This window comes from Paenibacillus sophorae, from assembly GCF_018966525.1.
Classification (GTDB): Bacteria; Bacillota; Bacilli; order Paenibacillales; family Paenibacillaceae; genus Paenibacillus_AQ; species Paenibacillus_AQ sophorae.
The window spans coordinates 3,135,439-3,156,519 of sequence record NZ_CP076607.1 but is presented as its reverse complement, the minus strand read 5'-3'; the positions used below and the strand labels follow the sequence as shown (position 1 = coordinate 3,156,519).

The 21,081-nt window shown below is 50.1% G+C and carries 22 protein-coding genes; 4 read left to right on the top strand and 18 right to left on the bottom strand.

Annotated features, from left to right (window positions below; genetic code table 11):
• From KP014_RS14795 to KP014_RS14730, 14 genes are all read right to left on the bottom strand, one after another.
• Entirely contained in the window at window positions 1-1,068 is a 1,068-nt protein-coding gene (locus tag KP014_RS14795; RefSeq protein ID WP_216700367.1) for a homocitrate synthase/isopropylmalate synthase family protein, read from the bottom strand.
• Window positions 1,065-1,718 (bottom strand): pyridoxamine 5'-phosphate oxidase family protein, encoded by a 654-nt coding sequence (locus tag KP014_RS14790; RefSeq protein ID WP_246590503.1) that lies wholly within the window; start codon window positions 1,716-1,718, stop codon window positions 1,065-1,067. Before KP014_RS14790 ends, KP014_RS14795 begins: the two co-directional genes overlap by 4 nt.
• Window positions 1,715-2,446 (bottom strand): type 1 glutamine amidotransferase, encoded by a 732-nt coding sequence (locus KP014_RS14785; RefSeq protein WP_036595607.1) that lies wholly within the window; start codon window positions 2,444-2,446, stop codon window positions 1,715-1,717. Before KP014_RS14785 ends, KP014_RS14790 begins: the two co-directional genes overlap by 4 nt.
• Before the next feature lie 69 nt (window positions 2,447-2,515).
• Window positions 2,516-2,965 carry a hypothetical protein gene (locus KP014_RS14780; protein ID WP_036595606.1) on the bottom strand — a complete coding sequence of 150 codons (450 nt, stop codon included), beginning with the start codon at window positions 2,963-2,965 and terminating at the stop codon, window positions 2,516-2,518.
• Between the two features lie 107 nt (window positions 2,966-3,072).
• On the bottom strand, window positions 3,073-4,446 hold the full coding sequence (gene anfK / locus KP014_RS14775; protein ID WP_246590502.1) for a Fe-only nitrogenase subunit beta: 1,374 nt from the start codon (window positions 4,444-4,446) through the stop codon (window positions 3,073-3,075).
• A gap of 32 nt (window positions 4,447-4,478) precedes the next feature.
• Window positions 4,479-4,832, bottom strand: coding sequence for a Fe-only nitrogenase subunit delta (gene anfG, locus KP014_RS14770; protein ID WP_025696877.1), 354 nt, complete (start codon window positions 4,830-4,832; stop codon window positions 4,479-4,481).
• A 16-nt stretch (window positions 4,833-4,848) separates the two neighbouring features.
• Window positions 4,849-6,414 (bottom strand): nitrogenase iron-iron protein, alpha chain, encoded by a 1,566-nt coding sequence (gene anfD, locus KP014_RS14765; protein WP_036595604.1) that lies wholly within the window; start codon window positions 6,412-6,414, stop codon window positions 4,849-4,851.
• Between the two features lie 18 nt (window positions 6,415-6,432).
• On the bottom strand, window positions 6,433-7,260 hold the full coding sequence (gene nifH / locus KP014_RS14760; protein WP_036595603.1) for a nitrogenase iron protein: 828 nt from the start codon (window positions 7,258-7,260) through the stop codon (window positions 6,433-6,435).
• Between the two features lie 455 nt (window positions 7,261-7,715).
• On the bottom strand, window positions 7,716-8,099 hold the full coding sequence (locus KP014_RS14755) for a NifB/NifX family molybdenum-iron cluster-binding protein (protein WP_036595601.1): 384 nt from the start codon (window positions 8,097-8,099) through the stop codon (window positions 7,716-7,718).
• Window positions 8,096-9,418, bottom strand: a complete 1,323-nt coding sequence (gene nifN, locus KP014_RS14750; RefSeq protein WP_036595598.1) for a nitrogenase iron-molybdenum cofactor biosynthesis protein NifN — start codon at window positions 9,416-9,418, stop codon at window positions 8,096-8,098. The genes KP014_RS14755 and nifN overlap by 4 nt, the downstream gene beginning before the upstream one ends.
• Window positions 9,419-9,422: 4 nt before the next feature.
• Window positions 9,423-10,775 carry a nitrogenase component 1 gene (locus KP014_RS14745; RefSeq protein ID WP_036595596.1) on the bottom strand — a complete coding sequence of 451 codons (1,353 nt, stop codon included), beginning with the start codon at window positions 10,773-10,775 and terminating at the stop codon, window positions 9,423-9,425.
• A 133-nt stretch (window positions 10,776-10,908) separates the two neighbouring features.
• Window positions 10,909-12,222, bottom strand: a complete 1,314-nt coding sequence (gene nifB / locus KP014_RS14740) for a nitrogenase cofactor biosynthesis protein NifB (protein WP_246590501.1) — start codon at window positions 12,220-12,222, stop codon at window positions 10,909-10,911.
• A gap of 394 nt (window positions 12,223-12,616) precedes the next feature.
• Window positions 12,617-12,850 carry a ferredoxin gene (locus KP014_RS14735; protein ID WP_036592242.1) on the bottom strand — a complete coding sequence of 78 codons (234 nt, stop codon included), beginning with the start codon at window positions 12,848-12,850 and terminating at the stop codon, window positions 12,617-12,619.
• A 129-nt stretch (window positions 12,851-12,979) separates the two neighbouring features.
• Window positions 12,980-13,774, bottom strand: coding sequence for an SDR family NAD(P)-dependent oxidoreductase (locus tag KP014_RS14730; protein WP_036592241.1), 795 nt, complete (start codon window positions 13,772-13,774; stop codon window positions 12,980-12,982).
• Between the two features lie 208 nt (window positions 13,775-13,982).
• On the opposite strand from KP014_RS14730, the gene KP014_RS14725 reads away from it, so the two are divergent.
• The 3 genes from KP014_RS14725 to KP014_RS29375 all read left to right on the top strand — a co-directional run bounded on the left by KP014_RS14725 (window position 13,983) and on the right by KP014_RS29375 (window position 16,424).
• Entirely contained in the window at window positions 13,983-15,194 is a 1,212-nt protein-coding gene (locus KP014_RS14725; protein ID WP_246590763.1) for an MFS transporter, read from the top strand.
• Window positions 15,195-15,322: 128 nt separating this feature from the next.
• Window positions 15,323-15,784 (top strand): helix-turn-helix domain-containing protein, encoded by a 462-nt coding sequence (locus KP014_RS14720; protein WP_090834609.1) that lies wholly within the window; start codon window positions 15,323-15,325, stop codon window positions 15,782-15,784.
• 220 nt (window positions 15,785-16,004) lie between these two features.
• Entirely contained in the window at window positions 16,005-16,424 is a 420-nt protein-coding gene (locus tag KP014_RS29375) for an IS3 family transposase (protein WP_139210654.1), read from the top strand.
• Here KP014_RS29375 and KP014_RS14710 read toward each other — a convergent pair.
• Complete coding sequence (locus tag KP014_RS14710; protein WP_246590762.1) at window positions 16,325-17,557, bottom strand: copper amine oxidase; 1,233 nt, start codon at window positions 17,555-17,557, stop codon at window positions 16,325-16,327. The genes KP014_RS29375 and KP014_RS14710 overlap by 100 nt on opposite strands.
• Window positions 17,545-18,081: a hypothetical protein gene (locus KP014_RS28805; protein ID WP_051499687.1), complete on the bottom strand. Its 537-nt coding sequence runs from the start codon at window positions 18,079-18,081 to the stop codon at window positions 17,545-17,547. Before KP014_RS28805 ends, KP014_RS14710 begins: the two co-directional genes overlap by 13 nt.
• Before the next feature lie 277 nt (window positions 18,082-18,358).
• Between KP014_RS28805 and KP014_RS14705 the strand changes: the two genes are divergently transcribed.
• Entirely contained in the window at window positions 18,359-19,822 is a 1,464-nt protein-coding gene (locus tag KP014_RS14705; RefSeq protein ID WP_216700365.1) for an IS1182 family transposase, read from the top strand.
• A gap of 145 nt (window positions 19,823-19,967) precedes the next feature.
• On the opposite strand, the gene KP014_RS28800 is transcribed toward KP014_RS14705, so the two are convergent.
• A complete protein-coding gene (locus tag KP014_RS28800; protein ID WP_246590761.1) occupies window positions 19,968-20,204 on the bottom strand; it encodes a group II intron maturase-specific domain-containing protein in 237 nt (78 codons plus the stop codon).
• Entirely contained in the window at window positions 20,170-21,054 is an 885-nt protein-coding gene (ltrA, locus tag KP014_RS14700; protein WP_090834833.1) for a group II intron reverse transcriptase/maturase, read from the bottom strand. The genes KP014_RS28800 and ltrA overlap by 35 nt, the downstream gene beginning before the upstream one ends.
• Window positions 21,055-21,081: the final 27 nt, after the last annotated feature.

Genomic DNA, 21,081 nt, shown 5'->3' with positions numbered 1-21,081 from the left:
CTATTCAAGCCCGTTCTGCCGCTTATATATTTCCATTAGCTCGTTATCATTGATCGGCCGTTTCCGGCGCTCTGCCAGTTCCCTCACCTGTTCCAACAGCAGCACTGCCTCATCTGAGGCGAGCTCCAGATCCCATTCCCGAAACTTGTGCTTCAAAGAAGCGGTTCCCGAGTGCTTGCCGATGAACAGCTTGCGGCCAAGGCCTACTTCTTCCGGCCGTATGACTTCGTACAGCTCGGGATTTTTGGCGATGCCGTCCACATGAATGCCGGATTCATGCGCAAAGACATTCCGTCCGATCACCGCTTTGTCCACCGGCAGCTTGATGTTCATGGCGGATAAAATGGCTTCGCAATCATCGGCTAAGGTGTGGGGGGAAGGTCCTTGTGTCTGCTTCCACAGCACCTTAACGGCCATCAGCACTTCTTCCATCGCCGCCTTGCCTTTGGAGCCAACCCCCGCTACCGAGACACCGATATGCTTCACGCCCGCTTTCAATGCCGCAAGGCTGTTGGCTGTCGCCAGGCCGAGCATATTGGCGCCGCAGAACTCAAGGGGACAAGTAGCGCTCTCCAGAAGTCCGGCAAGATTGCTGCGGGCAATTAACGGGTCAAGCTTGCTTTTGCTGTCGGAATAAATGACCCGTGTGACCCCATAGCGTTCGACGAGCGGCCAATAGACGTCAAACCCGGGGTAATGGGTAGCGGACAGGTCTTCAATGTATAAATAGGTTTCTTCCGCAAACTCCCTCGCAGCCTTGAGCGCGGCATCCAGCTTGAATAACGGCATCTGGACGCTCGTATTGGACCAGAGGATCGCCACTTTGTTGAACCCCATCGACCGGGCCAGAGACAAATCATCGGCGGTAGGGCGAACCCGGCAGCGAATTCGTTCCGCAAGCCCGGCACTGGCAATAGCGCTCCGGTAGGCATGGATATGCCTGAGATACACGTCAAAGATGTTTAAACCATAGCGCTGCAAAATCCACGATATTGCACCGATTTCCTCCAAATCTACAGAACGGCGAAACGCTTCATCAACGGTATAATCGATCAGTTCGGTCATCATAGGCCCATTCCGGGTGGATGACCCGGATGACCGCCGGGGAAGCCGCCGGGATGGCCCGAAGGTCCGGGGTGGCTTCCGGTCTGACCCGGATCGTCCACATGACCGGGGCGACCTCCCGGGTGGCCATGACCTGCTGCAAAGTCCGGAACCGCATCGTTTTCTTTGCCGGTAATATGCACAGGCGTAATCCGGATGACAGCCACGGCGTTGCCGTCCATCGCCGAGCGGTATCTCTCTACCATTTTCTCTGAAATACCCTGCTTATAGAATCCGGGAGTAAATTTGTCAAGGACCTTCTGCAGCACTCCGGTCGCCTCGCGGATATCGGTCACTTTTTCCGCCTTCCCGAATACCATGACGCTCATGTAGGAAGTATCCGCCTTGCAGGGGACCGGGTCAGAGATGGTGCCGTTCTCCCGGTATACGGTGAAGCTGACGGACGGGTTGTCTGCGAGGAGACGCAGCTTTTTGCCAGAACCCATGCCATGAAAATAGACCGCACCCTCATGCCAGACATAATTGACAGGCACGGCGTATGGGTACTCATCGCCTTCGATCCCAACGATTCCCACCCGGGACTCGGACAGAAATTGTTCGATTTTAGCCTGGTCGCGGCAGTCTCTTGCCTTGTAGCTCACATGTTCCATCATCCGGTTATATACTTCCTTTCTTTTGCCGCAAGTTCCGTTTGTACCAGTCTTGTGAGAAATTCCGCCATCCAGACGTTGTTCTGCGCAAGATATTCCGGATGGCTCAGCACTTCTTCCGGCGATTGCACATAGGCGGCAGGGATCATCTCATTTCCGCTTTCCTCAATATAGCCCTGTAGAAGCTGCGGCGTGTTCTCCAGATGGAACTGAAATCCGAACACACGCTCTTTGTATACAAAAGCCTGATGGCTGCACGCCTCGCTCTCGGCAATGACCTCCGCCTCGGGTGGAAGCACGCTGAACGTATCGTAATGCCACTCGAACACCACAGAATCTTGAGGGAAGAACGAGAACAGCGGATCGCTTTGCGCTTGATCGCTCCACCGGATCGGAATCCAGCCGATTTCCGGCTGACCGTTCTTCGTTACTTTACCGCCAATAACGTCGGCAATCAGCTGAGCGCCCAGACAAAGACCCAGCACAGTTTTGCCTTCGGCAATAGCGCCGCGGATCAAATCCTTCTCCTGCACCAGCCAGGGATAGCTTTCTTCCTCATAAATGTTCATGGGACCGCCCATAATCACCAGCCAGTCGAAGTTCTCCAGAGCCGGAAGCGGTTCACCATTATAAAACTTGGTGTGTGTGACAGTATGACCATTTGCATCAGCCCATTCAAGAATACTGCCCGGGTGTTCAAGCTCAATATGCTGCAAATAATGAAGCCGCATGTTCTCCCTCCTTTTACTTCCCATGCAAATACCTTTTATATAGGGCGGCAGTCAACCCGCGCCTAAGCGTTAATCGGCCTTACCGGCCGCACTTTCGCCAAAAGCCGCGCGGACCTCCGCAATCCTTTCTTGATCGAACAGATCGCGCACCGAGGCGCATATAGACAGAACCCGTTCTGCATCCGCCGGTTCAGGAGTACCGTGAAAATAATCGTCAAGCGAACAAATGCCGAAAATGAAATCCAGCGACCGGATCTCCTTGTTTAGTTCCTTCGGAAAATCCACTGCAGTCTCCACAGCGTTCATGAGACAAATATAATTATGATTCAAGGGCGGCGTGTCATATAGATAGCACATGGCTACCAGGTAGCTCTCCAGCGCAACGCAGGCGACGTTGAATACAAGACTGTGCCGCTGGTTCTCGCGCTGAAACTGTTCCGCACGCCGGTGATAACCAAGGGCGTCCCGGTACTTCTCTTCAAACGTCTCCAGATCATACTCGTTAACCGTCAAAGACATGCCGGATTTCCCCCTTATATTGAAATACTGCCGAACCCTCATAGGCCTCGGGTCCGGCAGATTCATTAAATACAGATCAGAGCAGATTATCGGTTTGCTGCATTATCCTACCAAACATTCAGCAGCCATTCTTTGTTCTTTTTGTATTCCATGTCGGTGAACAGCGTGTTCGCCATTTCTTCGGCAAGCCAGATCGCGCCTTTGTAGCCGACAACCGGATGACGGTACAATCCCGCGCGGTCATAAGTCGGGAACCCTACACGAACCATCGGCACTTTGTAGTCGATGGAGATGAACCGGCCTTTGGAATGTCCCAGAATAAGATCCAGTTCAAGTCCGTTCTGCAGGCGGCTTTCCAAATCCATAAGGTCAGCGTTCATAATGATTTCCATATCAAACTCTACATTTTCCTGAAGAGCTTTGATCCGGGGATCGGTTTTGTAGCCCCCGTGATCGTCGCCCAGCAGCAGAAGCACAGGCTTCATTTCGAGGTCTAGACAATATTCGGCAAGTCCGATAACAAGATCCGGGTGTCCGTAAATGGCAACTCTCTTATCAGCCAGGAACATGTGCGTGACGTCGGTGATAGCGTCGATCGCGACACCGCGTTCTTTCACGAGCGATTGCGGAATCGGTTTGCCCGTCATGTTCTTCAGATTTTGCAGGAAAGTATCCGTGTTCCGGATACCAATCGGAGTCGGTCCGACGATTGCCTTGACATCGAATTCATTTTCCAGATATTTAGCTGCTTTTCCGCCTTCATACCGGTTAAGGGCGATCGTGCCGATGGCGTTCGCCGTGCCTTGCAGATCCTCAATCGTAGTAGTGCCGTGGGATTCGCCGCTCTTGTCCGGCAGCAGCGGGGAATCGAATTCTTCGATTTCGAACAGAACCGTGGCGTCGATGTCCATAGCGGACAGCAGACCTTTCAGCACCGTTACATCGCCTGGGTTAACCCAGCCGGTGATCAGGTTCAGCTTGCCGTTCGGCTCGCCTTTCTTGGCAAAGTATTGGACGAAAGCATCCAATGCCACATCGTAGCCCGTTACATGGCTTCCCACGAAGCTAGGCGTATGAATGGCAACCAGATGAACTTCGCGGTCGGCATATTTTTCCTTAATCAGTCCGGCATTAAGCTTTCTGATTACACCGTCAACATCATCGCCGATAACTTCCGTCGAGCATGTGGTGATAATTGGGACAACCTTTACATCCGGGTAACGCATCAGCAGTACGTCAACCGCAGTTTCCACACGGTCAAGTGCGCCGAATACCGCGCCGTCTTCATGCACCGAGGACGAAGCCATGAGGAAGTTATCCTTGAAATGCTGGGAGAACCACAGGCGGACGAACATTACGCAGCCTTGTCCTCCATGGACGATTCCGATACAGTCTTTGATGCCGATGCTGGCAAACTGCGCGCCGGCTGGTTGGCATGTGAAAATCGGATTGATCACACCGGCGCGATCTTTGGGTTTCAAATCACAAGACATCCGTATTGCTCCTCTCGGGGTTAGTATTGTTTAACGGTCAACTCTTCGTTCAGCGACCCCGTAATGGTCACATAGTCAATCCGTTCTTTCAATGCGGCCATAACCTCTTTGATTTCGGCTACGTTCAGTGTATTAATCCAATCAAACCGCTCTTTATATGCATCCGCCAGACAAACAGCGTCAGCATAGTAGCATCTGTCTTCAGCCGTTTCTTTCGCAACCGGCTCGCCGCACAGAATTTGCATGGTTTTGCCCAGAATGTTCTCATTCTGTCTTTCCCGGTCCCAGGCACGGGAGTGGAACTGCCAGAGGCATTTTTTCAAAATATGGTCTTCCAGCTGAGCGACCCGTTCTTTCAGCACGTTCTCTTCCACTTACGTTTCCTCCCTCTTAAGCTTCTACGCTGGCAGCCCGTTGCTCCAGGTACGGATAAGTCTTGTTCCGCAGCTTGGACACGGAGTCAAATCCGCCGGTATATTGTCTGAGCGTTTCCGAGTTCTTGACTTCTTCGGGCAGATTCGCATCAGACACCAGTCTTTGCGTGCTGAAGCCTTTATCCGTCGCAATTTCGTCCTTGCTGATGTCAATACCTGACAGCTGATGGATTGGCGAGTAAATCGCATTGTAGATATCGCGTGCGAAACGAACCCATCCTTCGTAGCCTTTGTAAGGTCCATTGTGGTATGCATGCGCGTTCAGATACGGCACACGGACTTTCTTGGCAACTTCACCTGGACGTTTACCGGTAAAGATAACATCCGGTTTCAGTTTCTCCATCGCTTCCAGACCCTCCAATTCATTCGGATCGTCAATGGCCAGCGCGCCTTCTTCACAGCGGGCAATACCTTTCTCCATGTCGCCTTGGTGGCCGAATTTCGTATACACGGATACGACTTCTAGGCCCATTTCTTCATGGATAACGTTCGCCCAGTGCCACAGCTTGGAGCCGCCCGGCCACAGGCAGACTTTCTTGCCTTTCAGACGTTCCTTGTACCACTCCAGCTCAGGCTTCCATCTTGCAGTTTCTTCGTCGATGATCGCTTGGGCGCGGTCTTCGATGCCGAAGAAGATCCCAATCTTCCGCAGGGAAGAGGAGAGCGGCTCGAAGCCGAAACCGTCAATGTCCAGACGAGGAATGTTATATTTCACGCGCAGCTCGTTACAGATATATTCCGCTGAACGCGCGCATTCCAGAACATTCAGATGAGCCTTATGCATCGCTCTCAGATCGTCATAGGAGCCATTGCCAGTAAAGGTGGACAGAACTTGAATGCCCATTCTTTTGAAATAGTCCTGCATCACTTCCTGGTCGCCCTGGATGTTATATTCACCGACATAGTTAATTACATAGTCGCTGTAAATTTCAGGTTCAACCGTTCCAACCTTATTCTTGACCCAAGCGATGTTGATTTTGTGGTGACCGCCGGATTGGCTCGGTCCCGCAAAGCCGGGGGAGTTACATACGAAGATATCCACATCGGGCATTTCTTCCATGACTTCATCCGCAACCGCACCGATGTCGTCGCCGATCAGGGCAGTGGCGCAGGTTTGATAGATGGTCATGCGCTTGATGTCCGGGAATGCTTTGAAAGCTTCAATAATATTTTGCTTCAGCAGCTTTTCGGCACCGAATACGATATGCTTTTCCTTAACGTCCGTGGCAAAAGTGTTCTTCAACTGGAAGTTGTCGTTATCACTGATATAACGCTTCGTTTGCCAGGTGTCGTAGGTACAACCAACCGGTCCGTGGCTGATGTGGATAACGTCCTTCATCGGCGTTCCGATTACGTGCTTGGCTCCGCAGTAGGCGCAGCCGCGTTCGGAGATCGTTCCTGGAATCGTGTTAAGATAGCCAAGAGGAAGGGCATCCGTCAAATCTTCGCCCGGGCCTTTGACGACGGCGTGCTTCTCTCTTTCAGGAATGCATTCACTGCATTCAAAACGATGATGTGGCATAGGTTCGTCCCTCCTTTTTTAGTCGACAATACCGTATTTGGAAACCATCGCTTCCAGTTGATCCATGCTCAGCGGCTTAGGAATAACGAACATTTCATTTTCAATGATTTTGCGTGCCAGTTCGCCGTACTCATGAGCTTGTTCATGTTCCGGATCGAATTCGACAACCGTCTTTTTGTTAAATTCGGCTTTTTGCACGATGTTGTTACGAGGCATGAAGTGAATCATTTGAGTTCCGATAGCGGCTGTGAACTCTTCCAGGAACTCTCTTTCTTTATCAACGTTACGGCTGTTGCAGATGATGCCGCCGAGGCGAACTCCGCTTTGTTTTGCATATTTTACAAGACCTTTACAGATATTGTTTGCTGCGTAGATGGCCATCATTTCACCGGATGCTACGATGTACACTTCCTGAGCTTTACCGTCGCGAATCGGCATTGCGAAACCGCCGCATACAACGTCGCCGAGTACGTCGAAGAATACAAAGTCGAGGTCGTCAGTATAAGCTCCGTTAGCTTCCATCAGGTCGATAGCGGTGATAACGCCGCGGCCTGCGCAGCCTACTCCTGGTTCCGGACCGCCGGACTCAACGCATTGGATGTCCAGGTAACCGGCTTTTACTACCTTTTCCGTAGTGATGTTTTCCGCGCCGTCATCGCGAAGCATATCCATCAGCGTCTTTTGGTTCATACCGCCGAGAATCATCCGTGTGGAGTCAGCTTTCGGGTCGCAGCCATGGATGAAGATTTTTTTGTTATGATAATAAGCCATTGCCGCTGCAGTGTTTTGTTGAGTTGTGGATTTACCGATTCCGCCTTTACCGTAGATAGCGATTTTTCTTGTCATTTTAAAATTTCTCCTCTCGTTTTTCGGATCTGCCAACCAACCTTACCGTTTCCGCCCGTTTACGGACGTCCGATACCTTCCGCACACCTCCGTAATCTGCGTAAGTTATTCTGACGCTTTCTGTTATTTCGCTTGCGTCTTAAGTACATAGTAGCCTGCCCTGCGACATCGCATCAATAAATTCGGCATATTTCGTAAAGCGAAAAACAGTTTATTCAAAATTAATGTTAGATAATATAACACAAGTTGGTTTTTGCCTGATTTATCGCATTTTCATAGCGTTTTCATAAAAATTCACTCCGTTCATGCACCAGCAAATATCGGCACTCCGGATAGAATAATCGCGATAAAAAAAGAGAAAAGCCTCGCCGGCGAGTCTGCAAATCCTTGACGGACTGCGGATCACAAGCGAGGCTGCACTTTATTTACAATCATGTATATCCATATTCCCATATCTATTCGGACCATTCTCCAGCCCGGCGCAAAGATTTGATCAGCCACAGCGGAGGACGTTCACGCATCAGGTTCAAGAGCCTGTCCATCTGGGGGATGACCTCCGACTCCGGTTCCACTTTCAAGATCATGATTCCATCCTTCATTAACTGTTTCATGGCATCGTTGCCTATACTGCATACGAACAGCAGCGTACAGTCCCCGATCGCCTCCACCCTATGGGCAACCCGGCTCTCATGCTCTTCTGTTTCGTCCTCTGCGTACACCGTCCGCGATTCCAGCCACTTATACTTTTCCACGTTCAGTTCAAATATTGAAAATGAGCGGCATTGTCCAAAATGCTCATCGATATGCTTCCCATCCTTGGAAGCAAATGCGACCCTCATTTATGCACTCTCCTCTCCGCCCTGAGCAGCGCGTTGCCGATCCGGCCCAGTATTTCCGTCGTACCCCGGTAACCGACGCTGACAGTCAAGAAGCTGCCCAGCCTGTTAAATATGGGGAAGCCCATTGGCTCAAATGCAATCCCTCGACGCAGCGCTCCCTGTTCGCTGAGAGAGCTGCCGATCCACAGGTCCGCACCATCTTCAGCCAAGAGTTCCATATCCTCCAGATCACCGATCTGCACTTCTCCTTTGATTTTATCCAGCACAGGCGATGACGACGGCGACACGGCGCGAAAGGACCTCACACCAATCTCTCCAAGCCAGCCGGACAATCCCAGCAGATGGTCCGGTTCCAATGCGGCAATAATGCGTTTTCCCCGGTAGGCGTTACGTGCATCAAGCATACTGTCGAGCAGGATCTGCCGCTGCCAGCGGTACTTTACCTGCACTTCGGTCCGGCTTTGCTTGCGCAGAAACTCAAAGAAATCATCAGAGGCCTGAAGCCCGGTCAGACTTGGAAACACATGGTATGGAATACCGGATGACTGCTCAATTGCACGGGCAGCACCTTCCATACATTCCCCGACCGCAACCGTACATCCAGATGTCATCATCTTGTCCAGATAATCAAGTGGCACCCCGCCTCTTGACAGCTTGGTATTCCCGATAAGCAGATGGCCGCAGAGCGATGAGGAGAGGTCCGGCAGGGTGATGACTTCGAGTCCAAAAGAGGATATAATCTCCCGAAGCTCCATAACATCCCCGGGAGTCAAATGAGGTCCTGCAAGTAAATTAATGCGGTTGCGGCGTTTTTTGCGGTTCGTTCCTCCAGATAATCTGACCACCGCTTCCACAATCCGCTCCGTCATTCGGGCATATCCCGTTTCAAGCGATCCTTCGTAATCCGGCATTTGAAGCGACAAGACCAGGCAGTTTCCGAGTGTTCTGCTGTGTTTCTTAATGAACAGCTTCACATCATTTTCCAAATCCTCGCCCACCATCTCCGTCAGTGAAGTGCCGATCAGCACGATCAAATCGGGCTTGTAACGGGACATCGCCAATTCCAGCGCATCCTGGGCGCTTTCGCTTCCGCCAAAAATCAAATTCGAATCATGGACGCTCACATTTTGAAGCGCAATCGGTTCCTGATAATGCTGCGACAGCATCTCCCCAACCGCTTCCACACAGCCATGCGCTCCGTAAATAATAGGCAGCGACCGAAAAAATCCCTGCAGAGCCAGCACGCCACCGACAGCCTGGCTGACGCGGAACGGATTGACTGACAAAGGCTTGCTCAAATTCTCTCTGTACGGATTCATGACATTATCCTTCCCAAGGAGCGCTCTTGCCGCTGGTTACCCATACCGGCTGCTCCAAAGTTCCAAGCAAATCTTCCGCAAAATTACGCACCCCGGTATATCCGGCATAAGAGACATGCCGATCCCAGCCTACACTGAGGAAAGGGATGCGCTCCTTCAGCGGCACAAATTCGTTCCGCCCGCTGACAATCATCAGATCAGCCTTGCGTTCACGGTAGACTTGCAAAATTTGGTGGTCATCGCAGTCATTGATAATGACGGTCCCTTCATTCAGCCGTTCCCTGATCCGGGACATATCTTCCTGGGCATTTCGATTCGTTCCAATTGCGGCAATTTTGAGACCCAGCTCCTGGAGCATGGTCAGATATGTCCAACTCTCCAACCCGTCGGTGTATAATACAACCATCTTCCCCTTCAGCGCCCTGCGGACGGGAGCAATCTCGACGCGCAGCCGCTCTTCTTCTTTGCGGATATAGCGGAGCAGGCGTTTGTCCAGATCGGCGTTAGCAAAGTGAAACCCGATTTGCCGCATGGTGAACCGGATCTCGCGCTCTCCATAAAAAGAGCCTTCAAAATAGGGTATATCGTATTTATCCTTCATTTTCCGTGCCAGAGTAATCATCGAACGGCTGCAAACCACCATGTTGACTTTCGCCAAATGCGCACAGCTTACTTCAGCAAAGTGGCTTTCCTCCGTTATTTTCGCAAGCACACGAATACCAGCCTTGGCAAGCAGCGCTTCAATGCTCTTCCCTTCTTCCTGGCCATGGTACTCCCCAATTAAATTAATATCGAATTCCGTGAGTTTATCTTGCTGTGGCGCCCCTTTCCCAATCACCCTGTCCATAAGCGCCTCGCCGGCGAGCCGTCTCCCCATATTGCTGCTGCTGCCGCTGAAGCCGGGACTATGAACCGGAATAACCGGTATCCCCCAAATCTCCTCCGCCTCTTCGCAAATGGAATCAAGATCCTCCATCGACAGCACCGTTATGCATGTGGCGTACACGAATATGGCTGGAGGGTTGTAATTGGAGGCGATATAACCGATCGATTGGAGCAATTTTCTCTCGCCGCCCATAGCCATATCCTGTTCGGTTAATTGAGTCGAGAAGCCATAACCGGACAGATGGCTGAAATCGATCCGGTCCCCGAATTTGCCCCACCGGCTTTCCAGGCAGGCGGCCGTCCCGTGAACCAGGTGCGCCGCATCCGCAATTGGCATAAGCGCAGTGAGCGAACCGGCACAGGGGCATCCGCGTGACACATCACCGGGCCTCGGCCGGGCACACCCCTTTTTCTCCTGTCCGTTGTGTTCGCAATCGGGTTCCACAAAAAGATTGTTCTTTCCTTTCGGCATAAAACATCCTCCCTTCACAGGCGTACGCTCAGTTAGGCGGACCCTCAGATTTGGATACCGGTCGCCGATGTACAAAATACGGGTACAGATGTACCCGTATTTGCAGCCTTACTCAATATTTTTTTATGAGAAGCTACTGGGCAAAATAATTTAAATACTTCACATTCTTCTTCAATTGTGTATCGATCTCGCCCTTGCAGACGATCGGCATAATTCCGGCATACTGCAGTTTGCTGGCCGGAGCCTTACCGATGCCGGAACAGAGCAGGAGCGCGCAATCCTTAAGCATTTGAACCGTCTCCGAGAACACGCGGGCCCCACCGTCTCCGTCCTCACCGCACTCTGCCGTACCATTGCAATAGGCCTGCACCTTACGAACGCCGATTAACCGGGACTCGCCCAAGCCATTGACTTCGTAGACAAGGAACTCCTTGGCATGTCCGAAATGCTGATTGATCTCGCCCGAGCCTCTGGTGGCCACAGCTACCCGGACCGCGCCGCCCCAATCTCCCTTAGGCTCGTCATGCCGCTGCTTCATCCGGGATAATAGCTGCTGCTGGATTTCATCCCGTGCTGACTTATCAAAATACCGCTCAGCAGGCATCATTTCAGGCGTCTGGCTCAGATCGCCGCCAAGCATTCCGACCGCATCCGCTCTGCACTGGCGGCAGTGGCGCATGACCGGCATGATCTCCGCGGAGGCGCGCTGCACCTCAATCGATTCCTCATTTGTCGGAACGCGGAAGCCTTTCTTCTCAAAGAAACTCCCGGGGGACAAAATCAGCGGCATAATATTGTGGCTGAAGGCTCCAAGCTCCTTGACCTTACGGGTTACTTCCCGCAAATGTTCTCCATTGACTTCCGGGATATGCACGGAGTTGACCTTGCACAGCACCCCGGCCTTTGCAAGCATTTCGATCCCAAGAAGCTGCCTTTCGATCAGCAGTGCGGCTGCTGCCTCATCGCGGTAGACTTCCCCTTGATAGAAAATGTTCGAATAAATGCGAGCCCCAATCTTCGGATCAATCGCATTCATCGTAACCGTCACATGCCGGATACCCAGTTCTTTTATCTCCTCCACATAATCAGGCAGCATAAGTCCGTTCGTGCTCAAGCACAGGTGAAGATCGGGATCAAGCGACGCCAGGTTGCGAAAGGTGCGGAAAGTTGCCTCGGCATTTGCCAGCGGGTCACCGGGTCCGGCGATTCCAACCACCGATAAATTGGGCAGCTGCGCCATTGTACGGGAAACCCGGTCGCTGGCTTCTTCCGGCGAAAGCACCTCACTGACGACACCTGGGCGGCTCTCGTTGACACAATCGAATTTGGGATTACAGTAGTTGCATCGTATATTACACTTAGGCGCTACGGCTACATGCATACGCGCAAAATGGTGATGCGCTTCTTCATTGTAGCAAGGATGTTTCAACAAAGCCGATTCCGACACAATCGCTTCTCTCCCTTCGTAAAGAAACTCACTTCCATCACACGCTGCATTAGATAACTAGTTGGAGTATAGTTCCTCTAATTTTTAACAATCATACTTCCAATAAAAGAAAGAGGTCAATTAGGTATGCCGCTATGTATGAGTTTTTTAAGAACTTTGTCAGCATTGATGTCAAATAAGATCACTCATTGCTGACATAAATCGTTTTCACAGATAAAATGAAAGGTTTTCAGAATGCAGTATATTATCGAAAAGTATATAAAAATGAAGAGTTGCTGCCGGAGTGGATGTTGAATCGAGTGTGCCCCAAATTAAAAATCCTCCCCGGTTGCTCTGTCCAAAATGAACAAACAACCGGAGGAGGATTAAGCGTTAACGTACAGTTTCCAGCAGCTTATGCAAAAGCATTAGCCGAAGTCTTGATACAGCTTGTCGGACAGCTGTCGATGGCATCCTGCAGATCTTCCTGCAAATCAGCTGCAATCAGCGTCACACCGCGGTTGTTGTCTCCCTCGTAAATCACTTCCGCCAAACCGTCATCGTCGAAATCAAAAATATCAGGAGCCGAAGCACCGCAGCTTCCGCAAGCAATACAAGAATCCTTTTTAACCTTTACATATTTTCCCATTAATCCCACTCCTCTATAATATATGATTAGTCATATTATAAAAGTGAAATTTCTAGTAGGGATGTGATTTAGTTTATAGTTATTATGATATTCTCTCATATGTGTCTATTTTATGGGGATTAATAGAATCTAAAAAACACTTCTCACCAATCCTCCGTCAATCCGCAAAGCTGCGCCGTTGATTGCCGAGGACAGCGGACTGCTTAAGAAGGTGACGAAATTAGCGATTTCTTCAGGCTTGATCAAACGTTGAATAATGGAGGTCGGCCGATTTTCTTTCATGAACTTGGTTTCCGCCTCTTCTATGCTAAGGCCTTCACCCGGATATAAGGAATTGAGCATGGTCTCAACCCCTTCGGTAAGTGTCGAACCTGGCATAACGGTATTCACTGTTACGCGCGTACCTGTGGTCAGTTCGGCCAAGCTCCGGGAGAGCGACAGCTGCATCGTTTTGGTCGCGCTATAGTGAGCCATTTCCTGAGAAGGCATAATGGCGGCTTCGCTCGCGATAAAGATTACTCTTCCTTCATCTTTTTGCAGCATTTGCTGAAGGTAGTGCCGCGTCAGCCTGACTCCGCTCATAATATTCACTTCGAAGAACTTAAACCATTCTTCGTCCGGAATCTCGAAATACTCAGCCGGCTTAAAAATCCCTAAGTTGTTGACGAGGATATCAATTTCAAAACCCCGATTAATCAGTTCCTGACAGCCGCTTTCCGTCCCCAGATCAGCGGCGGCGGGCTGAGGATTCGACTTCGGGTACAATTCCTTTATTTCTTGTACAACTTTGGAGACCTTATCTGCATTGCGTCCGTTGATCAGTACAGATACGCCTTCTTTTGATAATGCCTCGGCGATCGCTCTGCCGATTCCTTCCGTCGAACCGGTGACAAGCGCTGTTTTTCCTTCTAAATTAAGCTCCATTATTAATCACCCTCCTCCACAACAGGATATCCTATTAATCCAGTTAAATCCAGCAAGCCTAATCTTCTAATCAATAAGCTTAATCGCAGGACATTAATTCCTTTAGGGAAACTATATGAATAAAAAGATACTACTTCCAAAAATGAATTTACTATATATAATAACATTGAAAACGATCTTCCTATCCCAAAACAAGGAGGTAATTCAAATAAACACAGAAACTCAACGAAGCAAGCTGCCTTTAGCGCTTATTGCGCTCCTGATCAGCGCGTTCGCGATTGGTACAACGGAATTTGTCATCATGGGCATTCTACCGGATGTAGCTAGTGATTTGCACGTCACCTTAAGCGCGGCGGGATTACTGGTTACCGGATATGCGCTGGGCGTCGCCATCGGCGGTCCGGTGATTACTGTATGTACGGGCCGTCTGTCACGCAAGTCACTGCTGTTCAGTCTGATGCTTATCTTCGTCGCAGGTAATCTCCTGGCGGCACTGGCACCCAATTATCTCATTTTGATGCTTGCCCGCGTTCTAGCCTCCTTTTCCCATGGCACATTCTTCGGAGTCGGTTCTATCGTTGCAACACGTCTCGTCCCCCGTGAAAAACAAGCGAGCGCAATCGCCATGATGTTCGCAGGGCTTACACTCGCTAACATACTCGGTGTCCCTTTCGGCACCTTTATCGGACAACTATGGGGGTGGCGTTCCACCTTTTGGGTTGTAACGGCTCTGGGCATCCTTTCCCTAATCGGGATTGCCCTTCTCCTTCCGCGAATGCAAGGAGATACGCTTTCAAATTTTCGCCAAGAAATTCGCGTTCTTCGCAACAAACAGGTCATGCTGGCACTGCTAATGACGGTACTGGGGTTTGGCGGAGTATTCACAGCCTTTACGTACATCGCTCCGATATTAACCGATATCACTGGATTTGGCGCTGGTGCGGTAACTCCGATCTTGCTCCTATTCGGCATCGGCATGACCATCGGCAACATCATCGGAGGCAGGCTGGCGGATTGGAAGCTGATGCCGTCAATCGCAGGGATGCTGGCGCTCTTGACCGCTGTTCTGGCAGTGTTTTCGCTAACCAGCAGCTATAAAATCCCCGCCGTACTCACAGTATTCTTCTGGGGGTTTGCCTCATTTACGATCGTTCCGGCTTTCCAAATGCGGGTACTGGCAAAAGCAAACGGCTCTCCGAACATCGCTTCCGCTCTGAACATCAGCTCATTTAATCTGGCCAATGCCGGAGGAGCTTACCTGGGCGGATGGGTGATCGACAGCGGCCCGGGGCTTAGCTCATTGCCATGGGTAGCTGCAATCGTTACTGCCGCCGGGCTCTTGGTTACATTAATCAGTTGGTCGCTGGATCAGCGGGAGACTTCCTCTTCAATGCCTGTTGAGCATGCGCAGAACTTATAACTGAAGAAACATCATGATTCTGCTTGCAGATTCCCTGCAAAAATAGGGGTTGTCCCTCAGTTGATATGCTCCCCATATGGTAGACAGTTGAAATAATAAAACCTGCTACTGTAAAGGGGAGCTTTTTCATGCCTAAAGAAAAATATTGTACGTCGGAAAAACTCGCTATCCTTGGTGAAATAGCAAGTGGCGAGATCGGCGTTAAGGATGCAGCAAAGAAATACGGCATCACCAAAACGACCTTGGCGAAGTGGCGGCGTCGTTATAAGGTGTATGGTTATGAAGGGCTAGAGCGTCGTACTCATAATCGAAGCTACAGTGCTGAACTTAAGTTTCAAGCGGTAAAGGATTACCTGGAGGGGGGATTATCCCAGTATCAGGTCATCGATAAATACAAGATTGCAAGTCGAACGCAGCTTTCCCACTGGATTAAGCAGTATAATCATCATAGTAGCTTGACAGCGTATTCAGGGGGAGCGAAAGCGATGACGAAGGGGCGTTCTACGACTTGGCAAGAACGGATCGATATTGTTCACTATTGCCTTGCACATCAGCATGACTACCGCAAGACGGCGGTCAAGATACGTTAAAGGATGGTCGGGGACGAAAGAAAGCGCCGGAGGAGATTACGGAGGCCGAACATCAGAAGCTCGAGACGAAGAAGCTCGAATATGAAATTGAGCGGCTTCGAGCGGAAAATGCATTCTTAAAAAAGTTACGGGAAATCCAAAGGAGGCGAAGCTAAGCCAGTATCGCCAAGAGAACATCTATCTTGCCATTCAAGCGCTTCGGGCAGAAACGTCATTTAGCGTGCAGCTTTTGTGTGAAACGGCCAAAATTCCACGTTCAAGCTATTACAAATGGCTAAATCGTAGGCCCAGCTCTCGCGAACAGGAGAACGAGGAGCTGACACTTGTTATGATGTCCATTTATGAGAAAGTGGAGCGTATCTTTGGCTACCGTCAACTAACCTTGCACCTACGTGAACAAACCGGTAAAACGATTAACCCTAAGCGCGTGTATCGCCTGATGAAGGTGAAGGGAATCCAGTCCGTCATCCGCAGGAAGAAAAAGAGATACGCACATTCCACACCGCAGCAGGTAACCGAGAACGTATTAAACCGTAATTTTCATGCAGCAGCACCGAATGAGAAGTGGGTAACGGATGTAACCGAATTCAGTTGTACCCAGGAACTTAAACCCGCCCCGCCTGCATGCTGGTTTGGATAGTCGCCGGAAGCGTATTTTTCTTCTGCACGGTACGGCGTGCACCACAAATGATGCTTCAAAAAACCCGCCCGTTTGATCAGGCTGGAGTTGTCGCTGGCAAAAGGAAAAGCGTTTTCTCCCGGGAACAATTTGTATCCCACAGGGTCGCCGACGTGATTTTTCTTGCCCGGATTTACGATTTTCCAATAGCGCGAAGAGCGAATGTCCATGTCTCGAACCGCTTCGGTCTCGGTCGTGAGCTGGGTCGATACCGGAATAAAGCCATTCTCGTAAGGATTATCCGGTCCCGGCGGCATGCTGGACGTATTGACTTCATAGATGGAATTGCCCACTCCATCGATCATCATATCCATCCGTACATTGAAGAAATGCTGGTGATGGGCCGCCACCAATTGAGGTGCGATCAGATTGCCGTAAGGCACTCTTTCACCAGGCTCCAGCGCTTGGGTATGGAGAATCCCTGTCAGCTTGACCTCAAACTGAATCGTTCCGTCCTGATAAAAATACCAGAAAAAGCCGTACTCGTAATTCCCCACCGTCGAAATGCTCGATAGCACGAGCCGCCTGGAACGGCGGACTTCGACCTGCCCCGTTCTCCAATCCGTATGCTTCCACAGAATGCCGAAGTCTTCTTCATGTAGGCAGACGGCATTTTTAATCACGATAGCATTCCCTTCTCCGTCTACGAGATTGGCGCTAAAATACTTGATTTCGCCCAAGCAATCACACCCGAGCTCCAGCGCGTTAGCCAGCGCGCCGATGCCGTACTCGCCCGCGTCAAAGGCGTTATTGCGGTTAACCGGAGCGGTCGGGTCCCCATAGGGCACAACCATTTCCGATAACGAAGCCCGGTACAGGATTGGGCGCAATTCATCCTTATCCAAGTAGCTCACCGTATGCAGCACCAAGCCTTCGCGGCTCGTGAAGCCGAAGCGGATTTTCCACTTTTGCCAATTGATTTCATGTCCGTTAATCGTAAAGCTCGGCCCTTCCGGCTGAACGATTTCGAGCGGCTTCAGGTCGGTTCTGAGCGGCCCTACCTTGTCCGGTGTATAATTGCCGTCCAGCGGCGGCAGCGGAACCGGGCCTTTGTCGACCACCTTCATGACTCGCAGCCGGTTCAGGTCAAAAATCGCGTACAGACCGGATAAAGGCCGCGCATAACCATTGTCGTTATCCGAAGTTTGATCGCGCGAACGAGACGAACCCCCATTTCTTCTTCGATTCCAAAGTTCCCCGCCGACCAAGGGTCCACCATAACCCGGTCAAAATCCGTGATCCCGCGCTTGCGAAAAGCCGCCTGCATCTCCGGATGCTCCTTGACGATTCGCTGGCAGGCCTCAAATTCCTGCAGGAGAATCCCGGGCTGCATGCCAGGAATATGCGTCCACGACTTCACTTTATTGTCCGACAAGGATACGACGGCTTCGAATGTCTGGTTCTCCTTATAATTCAAGACGATGCAAAATGCTTCCCGCTCAAATGAATCGCCGGGGTTGAACCGCAGCACCAGCTCCTTGCAAGGTTCAAGCAGATTAACACTCGCGAATCGGTAGAACTCGCCCAAATCCTTCTCCGCCCTCAAAATGCGAACAGCGGCTGTAATCTCTTCCGCGGTCAAAGGCTCCAATGGATGCTTGCTTGTCGAAATGATCATACGTTTCACTGCTCCTCTTTTTACGAATTTGGCATGATAGGTGAACCGCTAACGATTACATCTTATTGAAGATTGAGCGGCTTGTATTGGAAATAACGGAAAGCAGGGCAGAGCGGAGCCATTGAACGCACCCAACGCTTCAATTTTTGTTCATATGAATCGAGGAAGCCCATGCGTAAATGCATGGGCCTCTCACAGATCCGTACGTCAGACTGTCTAACAATTATGAAAATAGATGACCTTTGTCGAAACTCTACATCAAAGGAGATGAGCGTGTATGCCTTATATCGAAGGTGAAGATAGACATCAAATTCATTTACTGCCAAATACGTTGGACGACTTTGTAGAAGAAGAAAATCCTGTCCGAGTCATCGATGCTTACGTCGATAGTTTGGCCCTGGAAGAATTGGGGTTTCAGGTGTATTCGGGCACCAAATCGGGGCAAAAACCTTATCGCAGGGAAGATCTTCTCAAGCTCTATCTTTACTGTTATATGAACGGCATCCGTTCCTCTCGCAAGATGGAAACCGAAACGAAAAGAAACATTGAACTGATGTGGCTAATTGGCAAGCTCCATCCGGACCACGGTACTTTATCTGCTTTCATGAAGAATAACCAAACGGCTATAAAAAAGCTGTTTAAAGGGTTCACCTTACTGTTAAAAGGTTTCGGGTTGATTGATGGTCAACTTGTCGCGATTGACGGCACAAAATTAAAGGCGAACTGCTCTAAAAAGCAACACTTTAATGCTAATATTGTCAGTAAGAAGCTAGAGTATATCGATGAAAAAATCGATGCCTATTTGCATGACTTTTTAACGGAGGACAATCGCCAAAAAAAGCAGGAAATCACGGAAAAGTTAGAGGTCTATCAAGAGAGAATGCACGAGTTGCAGGTAATTAAACAAAAACTCAAGAAAACAGGTGAAAAACAGCTTTGTGTTACCGATCCGGATGCCAAATCAATGAAAAACAACGGGAAGCATGAAGTTTGTTTCAATGTTCAAACTGCGGTGGACAGCAAGTATAAACTGATCGTGGACTGCGATACGGTCAATGATGTCAACGATCAAGGACAGCTGTCCAATATGGCGGAGAAAACAAAGCAAGTTTTCCATGATCAAAAAACTACAATTCTGGCTGATACAGGCTATTATAATTATCTTGAAATCATCGACGTTGTCGACGAAAGCACCGAACTCTTAATTAAGCCGCAAAAGGGAAAGCAAAACAAAGTGGCAAGCGGATTTGATAAAGAGAACTTTGAATATGACGCCATCAACGATAGATATATTTGCCCGTTGGGTTATGAATTACCCTTCAAATGGAATGGAAAACAAAATGGAAAAGAGTATAGGCGTTACACTTGCGAAGCCTTCGATATTTGCGGACAAAAAGAGTCCTGCACGTCTGCCAAAGGCGGAAGGGCGGTAACCAGACTTAAAGACGAAGAAGTGATCGAGAAGATTACCGAAAATACACGTAGTCAAAGTAATATTTATAAGCAAAGAGCGGCAATCGTTGAGCACCCTTTCGGGACGATGAAACGTCACTTGGGCTATACATACTTTTTAACACGAGGGTTGGCATCAGTAGGCACTGAGACCAATTTGATTTGTCTTGCCTATAATTTCAAGAGAATGATCAAAATAAAGGGCGTGAAGGACCTCATACGTCTTTTCAGTGACCAAGCTCGTTCAAAATCTAATATGCAGGGCGTTTATTTGAGCAAAATTGCATAAACCCACGTTTTAAAGCGTGCTCAGCAATCAGTTGTTAGACAGTCTGACGTGCGGGTCATCGCATACGGCTCCTCCGTTTTTATCCCCTTTGGGGATGAAGGGACTTACAAAGCTCACTTAGACTGCATAGTTCAATCTCTTTAAATCAAGAATTGGGCATTACATATTGCGCATATGTTGAGTGAGAGCTTCTCCATGCTGTCATTCGCAGTCCAGGCAGTTCGCTGTCCCATCCCCTACGTCGCATTTCCCGATGGAGTTTCCTTATTTTCTTCCAGCTTCTTAGTTGTACACTCCGCAACCGCCGCCGTATCCACGCATCATACTCCCGGAATTTGCTCTTTACATCACCTGTTCCGTAGTAGTTGCCCCAGCCTCTCAGGTACGGATTCAGCTTCTTTTTTTACGAGTTGCTGCACATCCACGGTCTGGTTTCTCCGCGTAATCTCTTTCACCCGTTCTTTAAACTTCTTTATCGCTTTAGCGGAGGGCTTCATCCGCTTGCCTGGGCTAAATTCATGCCCCAAGAACACGAATGTATCCCTCCGGCTATTCACGATTTTCGTTTTCTCTGGGTGTACCGTCAACCCCAGCTCTTTTTCCAGTAGCCGGACGACGGATTGCAGGACTCGCTTTGCTCCCTTTTCCGTACGGCAGCAGATGACAAAGTCGTCCGCGTACTGCGTGAGTCTGTGTCCGCGCCTCATCATCTCCCGATCCAGCGGATGGAGATAGATATTCGCCAAGAGCGGGCTAATCACTCCGCCTTGCGGTGTGCCCTGTTCGCTCAGTTGGAAGCTACCTCCCTCCAGTACGCCTGCCTTCAGGAAACTCTCCAGCAGCCACAGCACACTTCCGTCCACTACCTTTTCCTTGACCTGGGCGAGGAGTCGCTCGTGCGGGATGGTGTCAAAGTACGACTTCAGATCGGCGTCAATCACGTAGCGATACCCGTCATCCAGATCCTGTCGGATCTTGTGCAACGCCATATGTGCGCTTCTTCCGGGTCGGAATCCGAAGCTGCAATCCAGAAATTCAGCTTCGTAGATCGGCTCCAGCACGCGTCTTGCTGCTGCTTGTACCACACGGTCTTCCACTGTTGGAATACCGAGCGGCCTTTGCGTTCCGTCCGCTTTGGGTATATATACCCGCCGGACTGGCTTCGGCTGGTAGGTCTTCTTCCGCAGCTTTTGCTGAAGCACTTCTAGGGTGGTGCTCCAACTCTTCCCCATACGCCTTTACCGTCTTACGGTCAATTC